This is a genomic window from Candidatus Methylomirabilota bacterium (genome assembly GCA_035260325.1).
Classification (GTDB): domain Bacteria; phylum Methylomirabilota; class Methylomirabilia; order Rokubacteriales; family CSP1-6; genus AR19.
Map to the genome: position 1 here is coordinate 1 of DATFVL010000211.1, position 11,837 is coordinate 11,837.

13 protein-coding genes are annotated in these 11,837 nt (G+C 70.3%); 6 read left to right on the forward strand and 7 right to left on the reverse strand.

Annotation, left to right across the window (positions count from 1 at the left end; all coding sequences use genetic code 11):
• From VKG64_13580 to VKG64_13590, 3 genes are all read right to left on the reverse strand, one after another.
• Positions 1 to 202 (reverse strand): hypothetical protein (locus VKG64_13580; GenBank protein ID HKB26070.1); only part of this gene is annotated, 202 nt, incomplete at its 3' end.
• On the reverse strand, positions 199 to 393 hold the full coding sequence (locus tag VKG64_13585) for a TraR/DksA C4-type zinc finger protein (protein HKB26071.1): 195 nt from the start codon (positions 391 to 393) through the stop codon (positions 199 to 201). The genes VKG64_13580 and VKG64_13585, both read right to left, overlap by 4 nt.
• A gap of 173 nt (positions 394 to 566) precedes the next feature.
• Entirely contained in the window at positions 567 to 773 is a 207-nt protein-coding gene (locus tag VKG64_13590) for a hypothetical protein (protein ID HKB26072.1), read from the reverse strand.
• An 869-nt stretch (positions 774 to 1,642) separates the two neighbouring features.
• Here VKG64_13590 and VKG64_13595 point away from each other — a divergent pair.
• Both VKG64_13595 and VKG64_13600 read left to right on the forward strand, forming a co-directional pair.
• On the forward strand, positions 1,643 to 2,269 hold the full coding sequence (locus VKG64_13595; GenBank protein ID HKB26073.1) for an ABC transporter substrate-binding protein: 627 nt from the start codon (positions 1,643 to 1,645) through the stop codon (positions 2,267 to 2,269).
• A gap of 2 nt (positions 2,270 to 2,271) precedes the next feature.
• Positions 2,272 to 2,904, forward strand: coding sequence for a response regulator transcription factor (locus tag VKG64_13600; protein HKB26074.1), 633 nt, complete (start codon positions 2,272 to 2,274; stop codon positions 2,902 to 2,904).
• A 23-nt stretch (positions 2,905 to 2,927) separates the two neighbouring features.
• Here VKG64_13600 and VKG64_13605 read toward each other — a convergent pair whose 3' ends face one another.
• Complete coding sequence (locus VKG64_13605) at positions 2,928 to 3,269, reverse strand: hypothetical protein (protein ID HKB26075.1); 342 nt, start codon at positions 3,267 to 3,269, stop codon at positions 2,928 to 2,930.
• Positions 3,270 to 3,479: 210 nt separating this feature from the next.
• Here VKG64_13605 and VKG64_13610 point away from each other — a divergent pair, with 210 nt between their 5' ends.
• A complete protein-coding gene (locus VKG64_13610) occupies positions 3,480 to 4,823 on the forward strand; it encodes an aspartate aminotransferase family protein (protein ID HKB26076.1) in 1,344 nt (447 codons plus the stop codon).
• Positions 4,824 to 4,826: 3 nt separating this feature from the next.
• Here the strand turns inward: VKG64_13610 and VKG64_13615 are convergent, their stop codons facing one another.
• Positions 4,827 to 5,585 (reverse strand): SDR family oxidoreductase, encoded by a 759-nt coding sequence (locus VKG64_13615; protein ID HKB26077.1) that lies wholly within the window; start codon positions 5,583 to 5,585, stop codon positions 4,827 to 4,829.
• A 5-nt stretch (positions 5,586 to 5,590) separates the two neighbouring features.
• On the reverse strand, positions 5,591 to 7,306 hold the full coding sequence (locus tag VKG64_13620) for an amidohydrolase family protein (GenBank protein ID HKB26078.1): 1,716 nt from the start codon (positions 7,304 to 7,306) through the stop codon (positions 5,591 to 5,593).
• An 84-nt stretch (positions 7,307 to 7,390) separates the two neighbouring features.
• Between VKG64_13620 and VKG64_13625 the strand changes: the two genes are divergently transcribed.
• From VKG64_13625 to VKG64_13635, 3 genes are all read left to right on the forward strand, one after another.
• Positions 7,391 to 8,029, forward strand: coding sequence for a DUF1326 domain-containing protein (locus tag VKG64_13625; protein HKB26079.1), 639 nt, complete (start codon positions 7,391 to 7,393; stop codon positions 8,027 to 8,029).
• Positions 8,030 to 8,800 carry a DUF2182 domain-containing protein gene (locus VKG64_13630; protein ID HKB26080.1) on the forward strand — a complete coding sequence of 257 codons (771 nt, stop codon included), beginning with the start codon at positions 8,030 to 8,032 and terminating at the stop codon, positions 8,798 to 8,800.
• 109 nt (positions 8,801 to 8,909) lie between these two features.
• On the forward strand, positions 8,910 to 10,502 hold the full coding sequence (locus VKG64_13635; GenBank protein HKB26081.1) for a DHA2 family efflux MFS transporter permease subunit: 1,593 nt from the start codon (positions 8,910 to 8,912) through the stop codon (positions 10,500 to 10,502).
• A 12-nt stretch (positions 10,503 to 10,514) separates the two neighbouring features.
• On the opposite strand, the gene VKG64_13640 is transcribed toward VKG64_13635, so the two are convergent.
• Complete coding sequence (locus VKG64_13640; protein ID HKB26082.1) at positions 10,515 to 11,657, reverse strand: amidohydrolase family protein; 1,143 nt, start codon at positions 11,655 to 11,657, stop codon at positions 10,515 to 10,517.
• Positions 11,658 to 11,837: the final 180 nt, after the last annotated feature.

Sequence of the window (11,837 nt, forward strand, 5' to 3'; positions counted from 1 at the left end):
CCGAGTCCGCCTCCGAGGACGCGTAGAGGGAGAAGTCGTCCCGCCGCGTCACGCGCTCGTCCTCCGCGCCACCGACTCCGGGCTGGTGCGCCTCGCACCAGCGCGTGTACACCAGCGCCCGGGTCGGATCGACGTCGGGATCGCAGCCGGGGCACCACGCCTGCACGACCATCGGGCTGTCGGGGAGGGCGCTGTCGTTCATGGGAGCCGGCTCGCCACGGGGGGCGCGGGCAGGGTCACCCGCCAGCGCGCGAGCCCGTCCTCGCAGTGGAGGCAGGTCTGCACCTCGGGCCGGGCGTGGAGCCGCGCCCGAGCGATCGCCCCGCCGCACTCGGCGCAGGTCCCATACTCACCCCGGCTCAGCCGCTCGAGAGCCTCAGCCAGCTCGTCCATTGAAGACCTCCCGGTCCGGGCACCCTCGTCATGGCCGTTCCACCAGTGATGAGGTGGAGTCTAGCGATTGGGGAACGCGCGCGAATCGGGCAGGTACCCCAATCGGCGGTCAGAGAATCCTCGCTCCGGGGAATTCCCCTACCTGAGCCTCCGTGCCCCCGAGCCGCACGGCGTTAGTTCGTCTCGGGACCTGAAACGCGCGGCGCTTGCCCACGACTCAGCCACGACGCGAGCGACACGTAGCTCTCCCTACCGCACTTCGGACACCGCCGCTCGTCGGCGTCGAAGACCGTCTCGTCGCGCAGGCAAAGCATCGCCCGGTCGAGCGGTACCCAGACGGCGCCCAGCACGCGCGGCATGTCGAGCCCGCTTCGCCGCATGCTACGCCCCTACCGCTCCGAGCCCCGCGGGCTCAGCGTTGCATACGGGCTGCAGCTCACGAATGACCACCTTCTCCCCTCCGCGCTCGCCTCGGTCGCTCAGAAGCGAGGCTCGATGGCAAGGAGGTTGTCTCTTGGGGATTCTCCTGAACAGCAGGTGATTCCCGGATTCACTGCAGAAGAATCCCCGAGTGGGCCATACGGACTCGCCCGGAGGTCGCGCGCGGCCAGCCTGAGGCGACTCCTCAGCGGCAGGAGTAAATCAGTCGGGAATTCCGGCGAAGTTGGGGGTCGCCAGGTTCGCCACGACCCCGAGGAGGGCGTCCAAGTCCACGGGCTTTTCGAGGTAGTACTGGAAGCCCGCTCTGAGCGCGCTCGCCCGGTGGTGCGGCCCAGCGAGCCCGGTGAGGGCGGCGGCGGCTGTGGCGCCATCCGCGTGCCTCCATTCCGAACACTCTGGTCGCCGCATGTGCCGCGCGCGAGTTGCGGGAGAGCAGGCTCGCGCCTGGGAATTCCCCGGAGAACCAGGTAAAGCCCCTACATCCCGCGTGGAGAACCCCCCAGAGTTCGTGCCGGGAAAGCCCGAGCAGTGCCAACGATTGCGGACACTTGTCGCTGACGACGGGCTCGTCCCACGCGCGGACGTCGAACGGCTGCGGTGCCGAACCGCCCTGTCAATCCAGGGGTTTTGCGAGCCCGATCAGTTATTCACAAGGGCCTTGTCATTGGTTTTCAGCGGCCTCGGTCGAGGATTCACCTGATTGGCCGTCCCGGCCTCGCCGCCTACCGTGGCCTCGGGAGCAACGTGCTCCATGTCGCACACGCGCGAACGCGAGCGCCGCGCCCGGGGGGCGGGCAGGGAGAGAGCGATGCGGACGAGAACGGTGACGACGATCGTGGCAGCGTGGCTGTTGGTGGCCGCACCGGCCGCCGCGGGGCCGGCGGTGGGGCCCCGTGAGGCCGTGGAGACCGCGCTCACGCAGGTCCTAAGCCTCGCGCAGCACGGCGCGGCGAGCGGCGCCTCCACGTCCGACCGGCTGGCGGAGATCCGCCGGATTTCCCGCGAGACCTTCGACTTCGACGAGGTCGCGCGGCGTTCGCTCGCGCGTCACTGGCAGGTGCTGAGGCCGGAGGAGCGGGCGGAGTTCGTGACGCTCTTCCGCGACCTGCTGGAGCGCTCCTACCTCACCCAGGTCGAGGCGTGCTCGGGCGAAACGATCACCTTCACCGGCGAGTCGGTCGAGGGCGACCTCGCCACGGTGCACTCCAAGGTGGTGACCGGGCGCGGCACGGAGATCCCGCTCGACTACCGCATGCACGTGCGCGACGGCCGCTGGCGGATCTACGACGTGGTGGTGGGCGGCTGGAGCTTCATCGCGAGCTACCGGAGCCAGTTCGACCGCGTAATCCGGGTCGAGTCGTACGCCGCGCTGCGCGACCGGCTGCGGAAGAAGACCTTCGACCACGCCGTGGCCGAAGGCCGGCCGGAGTCATAGCCATGCCAAACCGAGTGCTGCTCGCCGATGACCATGTGATCGTGAGGCAGGCGCTGGGCGCCCTCCTCGAGCGGGAGGGGTTCGAAGTCGTGGGGGCGGTCGGCGATGGCCAGGAGGCGCTGCGTGTGGCTCGGGAGCGCCAGCCGGACGTGGCCATCCTGGATTTCTCCATGCCGCTCTTGAACGGGCTCGACGCCGCGCGGGAGATCCTGCACGCGTGCCCGCGCACGCGGGCCATCTTATTGACCATGCATACGGACGACCATCGGGTCCTCGAGGCGCTCCGCGCGGGCGTCAGGGGCTACGTCGTCAAGTCCCAGGCCGCCGCCGATCTGATCCGCGCGATCCACGAGGTCCTGCGCGGCGCGACCTACCTGAGCCCCGGCATCTCGGAGACGGTCGTCCAGGCGTACCTGAACAAGTCGGACGTGCCGGTCGACCCGCTCTCGCCCCGGGAGCGGGAGGTGCTGCAGCTCATCGCGGAGGGGAAATCCACGAAGGAGATCGCCGGACTCCTCTCGATCAGCTTCAAGACCGCGGAGTCGCACCGGACGCGGCTCATGCGGAAGACCAACATCCATGAGACCGCCAGCCTCGTCCGCTACGCCGTCCGGCGCGGGTTGGTCCAGGCCTAGCCGACGCCGGGCCGGGGCAGGGTTCACGCGCCGCGGTCGCGGCGGTACGCCTCGTGTTCCTCCCTGAGGATCCGGAAGAGCGCGGGCACCAGGGTCCGCCGCATCTCCGTCTTCGTCTGTCCCGTGAACTCTGGGTTCTCGCGCGCGTCGAGTCGCTCGCGCAGGATCGCCTCCGCCGTCCCACGGTGACCCCCGGCCAGGCGGAGCGCCTCCTCGGCGCCCGCCACGAGCGTCGGGGCGTCCTTCATGACGCCCTGGATCTCGGCGAAGAGCTCATCCACGTTCGCGCCCGCGCCGAGCTCGGCCTCGATACCAGCCATGAAGCGGTCCACGGCCCCCAGCGTGTCGCCGCCTGCCGTGCGCACGGCTGTCCTCGCGATCGCTCGTAGCCGGCTCTCGGGCTGGTCGGCGGTCACGGATGTCCCCCGGTGAGAGTGCGCTGCCCGCCCCGGCCGATCATACCCTCATCCCGGGGCCTCGGGCGGATCGGCTCTAAGATAGGCGCCGCCCTTTCTGTGCGACCATGACGTGGAGGTCCGCAGCGTGGCGGTCCGCGGACCCCGTGAGGAGACCGCATGACCGGCGCTGACACGATCCGGCACCTCTGGACCCACAAGACGCAGGATCACCCCTGGCTCGCCGACGAGGATCTGGTCATCGATCGCGCCGAAGGCGTCTGGGTGTGGACCCAGCGGGGCAAGAAGCTGATGGACGGGTTCGCGGGCCTCGCCGTCGTGAACGTGGGCCACGGGCGCCGCGAGATCGCCGAGGCGATCGCCGAGCAGACGATCCGCCTCGCGTACTACCCGACCACGCGCCAGTTCTCCAACCGGCCGGCGGCGGAGCTGGCGGCCAAGCTCGCCGCCCTGACGCCCGGCGATCTCAAGTACACACTGTTCGCGGTGAGTGGGTCCGAGGCGAACGAGCGCTCGATGCAGATCGCCCGGCACTACTGGCTCGCCCGCGGCCGGGCAGGCAAGCACAAAGTCCTGGCGCTCGAAGGCGGCTACCACGGGGCCACGACCGGCACCTTCGCCGTGTGCGGCCTCCCGCACATGGTCGAGGCCTACGCGCCGCTCCAGCTCCCGGGTTTCGCGAAGGTCGCGCCGCCGCACCCGTTCCGCGACCGCGGCGAGGGGACCGAGGCGGAGCTCGTGGAGCGGCGCGCCGCCGCGCTGCGCGAGGCCATCCTGCGCGAGGGCCCCGAGACCGTCTCGGCCGTGATCCTCGAGCCGATCCTGTCCTCGGGCGGCTTCATCATCCCGCCGCTCGGCTGGCTGCGCGCGGTGCGGGCGATCTGCGACGAGCTCGAGGTCCTGCTGATCGCCGACGAGGTCATCACGGGCTTCGGGCGCACGGGACGGTGGTTCGCGGTCGAGCACGAAGGCGTCGTGCCCGACCTCATGTCCGTGGCGAAGGGCATCACCTCCGGCTACATCCCGCTGTCGGCGAGCATCGCGCGGGAGCACCTCGCCGACGCGTTCCCCGACGACGCCACGGAGGAGAACGTCCATCCCAACACCTACGCGGCCCACCCCGTGGCCTGCGCGGCCGCACTGGCGAACCTCCGGATCATGGAGGTGGACGGTCTCGTCGAGAACGCCGAGAAGATGGGCGCGCGGTTCTGCGAGGGCCTGGGGGCGGCGCTCGGGCGCCAGGCAATCGTCGGCGACGTGCGCGGCCGCGGGCTCCTGGTCTGCGTGGACCTGGTCGAGCCCGACGGCTCCGGCCGGCCGCTCGACGCCAAGCGGGTCGCCGAAATCGACAGGAAGGCGTGGGACCGGGGGGCGATCGTCTACGCGCGGGGAACCGTCGTCAGGCTGGCGCCGCCGCTCTGCATCAGCCGCCAGGAGGTGGATGAGCTCGTCGGGATCGTGGCCGACAGCGTGGACGAGCTCGGACGGGAGCTCGCCGGCTGAGCGCTACCCCCGGCCGACGAACGGCATCTTCGTCGCCATGACCGTGAGGAACTGGACGTTCGCGTCCAAGGGCAGACCGGCCATCAGCACGACCGCGCGCGCGACGTTCTCGACGTCCATCGTGGGCTCCGGCACGACCGTCCCGTTCGGCTGCGGGACGCCTTTCTTCATCCGCTCCGTCATTGGCGTCGCGGCGTTGCCGATGTCGATCTGGCCGCAGGCGATGTCGTACTTCCGGCCGTCGAGGGAGGAGGCCTTGGTGAGGCCGGTGATCGCGTGCTTGGTCGAGGTGTAGGGAGACGAGTTGGGCCGCGGGGCGTGCGCCGAGATGGAGCCATTGTTGATGATGCGCCCGCCGCGGGGCTCCTGGCTCTTCATGATCTTGAACGCTTCCTGCGTGCAGAGGAACGCGCCGGTCAGGTTGGTGTCCACGACCGCCTTCCACTGCTCGTAGGTCAGGTCTTCGAGCGGGATGGCGGGCGCGCCGATCCCCGCGTTGTTGAACAGGACGTCGAGCCGGCCGAACGTGTCCTTCGTCCTGGCGAAGAGGGCGCGCACGGACGCGGGATCGCCCACGTCGGTCGGCACCACGAGAGCCCGCGCGCCGGACGGCTTCCCCTCCGCGGCCACGGCTTCCAGTGCCTCCTTGCGGCGCCCGGCGAGCGTGACCGCGTAGCCTTCCCGCATGAGCGCCAGCGCGACGGCCCTGCCGATGCCGCTTCCCGCGCCCGTGACGATCGCGACTTTCCCCGACGCGGCCATGGCGGTCACGACCTCCGGGCGAGGGGCCCGCGGAGCAGGCGGCCGGGGAGGGCCCCGGTGTGCTCGCCGTCCCGCAGGAGGACCTCGCCGTTGACGACGGTGGCGGCGATGCCGCGCGTCTTCTGGATCAGCCGCTTGGCCCCGGCCGGCAGGTCGTGGACCACCTGGGGCATCTCGGGCGCGATGGTGTCGGGATCGAACACCATCAGGTCGGCCGCCATGCCTTCGCGGATGAGGCCGCGGTCGGCGAAGCCCCAGTACGTGGCGGGGACGAGCGTCAGCATGCGGATCGCCTGCTCGAGCGTGAACGCCTGCTTCGTCCGCACCCAGTGGCTGAGCAGGTGCGTCTGGAGCGAGCTGTCCATGAGCTGCGAGACGTGCGCGCCGGAGTCGGAGAACGTCACCACCGCGCGGGGCAGCCGCATGATCTCGAGCGCGACGTCCTGGTCCTCGTTCGCGATCGGCTGCAGGAAGAAGAGGTCGAGGTCCTTCTCGAGCGCGAGGTCGATCATCGCCTCGACGGGGTCGCAGCGCCGCTCCTGCGCGATCTCCGCCACCGAGCGGTGCGGGCCCTCCACCGTGTCCATCACGAAGAGCCACTCGTAGACGGCCGCGCGCGCCTCGGTGCCGCGCGGCTGGCCCTCGAAGCGGGCGCGCGCCGCCTGGACGAGCTTCGGCCGCAGCGCCGGATCGGCGAGCTTCGCCTTCTGCTCGGCGAGCGGCAGCGCCCGGATCTCCTTCCACACGGGGAGCTTGTCGAACGGCAGCTGGGTCTTGAACGAGAGGAGGGCGGAGAGCGCCCGGCTGTGGACCTGGGCGAACATGCGCCCGCCCGCCGCCGCCGTGTCGTCGAGGAGCCTCGCGTAGTCACGCCACACGCCGGGCGCGTCCTTGCGGCTGAACAGGCCGAACGTGACGGGCCGGCCCGTCTCGACGGCGAGCTCGAGCAGCCGCCGGTGATAGTCGCGGCGCGCCTCTTCGTACCCCGGGCCGCGGTCGGTATTCTCGCCCGCCAGCTCGAAGATCCCCGCGTTCAGGTCGCCCATCACGCCGACGAGCCGCCGGACCTCGTCCCAGGCCGCGACGCGGCTCGCGACGGGCCGGCGGTCGGGCGTCTCGTGGCTCGGCGAGCGCGAGGTGGTGAAGCCCATGGCGCCGGCCTGGAGGCCGTCGCGCAGCTCGGCCTCCATCGCGCGGAGATCGTCCTCACCGGCGACCTCGGCGAAGGCGCGCTCGCCCATCACGTACGTGCGCAGCGCCGAGTGGCCGAGGTAGCCGGAGTAGTTGATGCCCTTGGGCAGGCCCTCGAGCACGTCGAGCCACTCCCTGAAGGTCGTCCACTTCCACTTGATGCCCGCCTCCATCGCCTCGGCGGAGATGTCCTCGGCGCGCTGGAGGTTCTTGATGACGAGGTGCTTGTCCTTCTCGGCGCACGGGGCGAGCGTGAAGCCGCAGTTACCCATCACGACGGTCGTGACGCCGTGCCAGCAGGAGCAGGTGCCGAGCGGGTCCCAGAAGATCTGGGCGTCCATGTGGGTGTGACCGTCGATGATGCCGGGGGAGACCACGCGGCCCTCGGCGTCGATGACCTCGCGCGCGCGCTCGCGGATGCGCCCGATGGAGGCGATGCGGCCCTGCCGGACGCCGACGTCGGCGCGGAAGCGGGGGAGGCCGGAACCGTCGATCACCACGCCGTTCTTGATCACCAGGTCGTACGGCATCGTCCGCTCCTCCTTGCCGGGCCCGAGGGATCGCGCTCGTCGCGAAGTAGCCGTATCCTACTACGGATCCGACCAAGGGGGGACATGATGGCGACCGCAACGACGACACGCTGGCACCTCAAGGGCAACGGCTACGAATTCTGCAACTGCGACTTCGGCTGCGGCTGCAACTTCGGCGGCTTCCCCAACTCGAAGGACGGCAGTTGCCGCGCCTTCGTCGGTCTCGCCATCGCGCAGGGGAAGTGCGGGACCGTGGACCTCTCGGGCGTCAGGTGCGCGGGGGTCTACGCCTGGCCCAAGGCGATCCACGAGGGACACGGCAAGGTCGCGTTCGTCGTGGATCCGAAGACGACCGACAAGCAGGTCGAGGTCCTCGGCCAGATCTTCACGGGAAAGCTCGGCGGCATGCCCTGGGAGGTCCTCGGGCCCACGGCCGAGGTCGTCGGCCTCGTGAAGGCGAAGATCACGATCGAGGGCAAGGGACGGAAGAGCACGTTCCGGGCGGAGGGCGTCGGCGAGGGGCGCGGCGACACCTTCAAGAATCCCGTGACGGGCGAGGAGCACCTGGCGGACGTCCATCTGCCCAACGGGTTCATCTGGCGGAAGGGTCAGTGCGGCCAGGGGTCCTTCCGGGCGGCGGCCGCCGGACTGTCGGTCGCGGCGGACAAGACGAACTGGATCTTCTACCAGTTCGACTGGTCGAACGGCAAAGCGCGCAAGTAGATGGGCGACGCGCTCGAAGCGCTGCTCCGGCGTGACCGCGCGATCGTCACCGGGGGGCTCGTCGGCATGGCCGCCCTCGCCTGGCTCTATCTCTTCCGGCTGGCCCGGCCGATGGCGGAGGCGGACATGGGCATGGCGATGCCCCAGATGCAGCCGTGGGGCCCCGCCGACGTGCTCCTGCTCTTCGTCATGTGGGCCGTCATGATGGTCGCCATGATGGTCCCGTCCGCGGCCCCGGTCATCCTGGTCTTCACGACGACGTACCGGCGGCGCCGCGAGCGGGAGCAGCCGGTGGTCGGCACGGGCGTCTTCCTCGCGGGCTACCTCGCGGTGTGGACGGGCTACGCCGCGCTCGCGAGCCTCGCGCAGTGGGGCCTCCACCGCGCGGCGCTCCTATCGGAGACCATGGCGAGCGCGAGCGCCCTGCTGGGCGGCGGGCTCCTGATCGCCGCGGGCGTCTTCCAGTGGACGCCGCTCAAGCACGCGTGCCTGGCCCGCTGCCGCTCGCCGCTCGCCTTCGTGATGAGCGAGTGGCGGGAGGGCGCGGCCGGCGCGCTCGTGATGGGGCTGCGCCACGGGGCCTACTGTCTCGGCTGCTGCGGGCTCCTGATGGCGCTCCTGTTCGTCGCCGGGGTGATGAACCTCGCGTGGGTCGCGGGCATCGCGGCCTTCGTCCTGGTCGAGAAGGTGGTCCCGGGCGGCGAGCACGTCGGCCGCGTCGGCGGCGTCGCGCTCGCCCTGGCGGGGCTCTGGCTCATGGCGCGCGGGTGAGGCGGCGGGCGACGAGCATCCTCAAGGCGCCGGCGCTCAATGAGCTCGAGGAGGCGCCGGGAGTCCAGCGCGCGCCGGCCGGTCGGGGGCTAGCGACGGGCCGGTCGGCGTGAACGACTTCGACCTGTCTCCCGCGCGCCGCTGGGCCATCACCTTCTCCGTGATGATGGTCACGATCATGCAGGTCCTGGACACCAGCGTGACCAACGTCGCGCTCCCCCACATGCAGGGCTCCCTGTCAGCGGGCATCGAGGAGATGTCCTGGGTCGTCACCTCCTACCTCGCCGCGAACGCGGTCGCCATTCCCGCGACGGGCTGGCTCTCGGCCCGGTTCGGCCGCCGGCGGCTCTTCCTGGCGTGCACGGTGCTCTTCACGGTCAGCTCGTTCCTGTCCGGGATGGCGCCCACCCTGGAGTTCCTCGTGGCGATGCGCGTGCTCCAGGGGCTCGGCGGCGGGCCGGTCATCCCGATGGCTCAGGCGATCATGTGGGAGATCTTCCCGCTGCGGCAGCGGGGCACGGCGATGGCCGTGTGGGGCGTCGGCATCATGCTGGCGCCGATCCTGGGGCCCACCGCGGGCGGCTGGATCGCGGACAACTGGTCGTGGCGCTGGATCTTCTACATCAATCTCCCCATCGGGTTCGTCGGCTTCCTGATGGTCAGCGCGTTCCTGTTCGACTCGCCGTTCGTCGCGAAGCCCCGCGGGATCGACGCGCTCGGGCTCGTCCTCATGGTGTGCGGGTTCGGCTGCCTGCAGCTGGCACTCGACCTCGGCGAGAAGGAGGACTGGTTCGATTCGCGCGTCATCGTGGCGCTGTTCGTCCTCGCCGTGTGCGGGCTCACGGGCTTCCTCCTGCGCGAGCTGATGGCCGCGGAGCCGATCCTCGACCTGAGCGTCTTCAACGACCGGAACTTCGCCGTCGGCACGATCTGCATCGCCCTCGTCGGGCTCGGCTTCAACTCCAGCATGCTGCTGATCGCCCTCTACACGCAGAAGATGCTGGGCTACGACGCCTGGAACGCCGGTCTCGTGCTGGCGCCCGGCGGCCTCGGCACGATGCTGGCGCTCATGGTATCGGGGCGCCTCGTCGCCCGCATGGACCAGCGGCTCATGCTGGCCGGCGGGGTCCTCCTGAGCGCCTTCGCGACGCTCTTGATGGCGCGGCTCACCCTCGGCATGGATTACTGGAGCCTTGCCTGGCCCCGCTTCCTCCAGGGGTTCTCGATGGGCTTCATCTTCGTGCCGCTCCAGACGCTGACGCTGGCGACCGTCAGCCTCGAGCGGCTCGGGAACGCCACCGCCGCCTACAACATCGTCCGCAACATCGGCGGGAGCGTCGGCGTGGCGGTGGCCACGACCCTGCTCGTCCGGCGCGGCCAGGAGCATCAGACCACGCTGGTCGCCCACGTGAACGTCTGGAGCCTCGACACGGCGGGACGGCTCAGGGAATGGACCGATCACTTCGTGCGTCAGGGGGCGGACACGTTCACCGCCGGCCGGCAGGCGCTGGCGATGCTCTACCGCAGCGCGACCGAACAGGCGCAGGTGCTGGCGTACGCCGACGACTTCTGGCTGATCGCGCTGGTCTTCTTCGCGATCCTGCCCCTGATCCCGCTCATGCGCCGCGTGCGCGCGGAGCAGAACGAGCGCGTCCGCCAGAACGCGGCGCGCGTGGAGCCCCTGCCGGCCCCCAACGATTGAGCGTCGCCGGCGTCAGGCGAGCAGGCCGTAGAAGCGCCCGGCGTTCTCGCAGGTGATCTTGCGCGTGACGTCGGCCGGCAGGTGGCCGAACTGCTCCTCGATGTACTTCCCCGACTCCGGCCAGATGCCGTCGGGGTGCGGGTAATCGGAGCCCCACATGCAGGTCTCCACGCCGATGTCGTCGATCAGCCTCGTGCCGATCCGGTCGAACTGGAACGTCGCTTTGCATTGCCGGCGCCAGTAGTCGCTCGGCTTCATCTTGAGGCCGAGGTCGCGGAAGCGGTCCTCCCACTCGAAGTCCATCCGGTCGAGGGCGTAGGGCAGCCAGCCGATGCCGCTCTCCCCGAAGGAGATCCGGATGTTCGGATAGCGCTCGAGGACGGCGGCGCCGATGACGGCGGAGATGATGTTGATGAGGTTCATCTGGAAGCTGGAGACGCCGGTGAAGAACGCCGCCCGCCGCGTGAGCCCCGTCTGCTTGTCGGCCTTGCCCGGGGGCACGGAAGGGAAGGTGTGGAAGTGGAGCGGCAGGTTGACGTCGTTCACCGCCTTCCAGAACGGCTCCCACACCGGATGCCACATGGGCTCCATGTCCCAGGAGCACGAGAGCTCCACCCCGCGGAGCCCGAGCTTCGCGACACGGTAGAGCTCCTTCACGGCGCCGTCGATGTCGCCGTAGGGCAGGCAGGCCAGGCCGATGGTGCGCTCGGGGTAGGGGCGGCAGAAGCCGACGAGCCAGTCGTTGTAGATCCGGAACATCTCGGCGGCGGCCTCGTGATCGTTGAGCCGTGTGGCGGCGCCGAGAATGCCGTAGATGACCTCGGCCTGAACGCCGTCGCGATCCATGTCCTTGGCGCGGAGGACCGGGTCCGTCGGCCGGCGGATGCCCTTCTTGCCGTCCTCGTAGAGGCCCGTCGAGGCCATCACGTCGACCCGATAGTTCTGCCCGGGCACGTGCTTCTGTCCCGACGGCCCGACGCCGCAGGCGAGCCCGAACGAGGTGCCGTTCTTGGCGGTCCAGTACGGGCCGTCCGGACCCTCGGTGACGAAGGGCACGCGCTCGCGCAACGCCGCCGAGGCGTTGGCGGTGAAGATGTCCGGGGGAAGCATGGGCAGGTCGATGTGGCAGTCGGCGGAGATTCGCGTGTAGCGCATGGCGCCTCCCGGCGATTGGCTCGAGGCTCTGCTGAGACGAACGGTATGGCAGGACGCGGGGCTTGTCAACGCCGGCGGCCGGCGCGCGCGTCCCGGATCGCGCGCCACACGCGCTCGGCCGTCACCGGCATGTCGAGGTGGCGCACGCCGAGCGGCGCCAGCGCGTCGTTGACCGCGTTG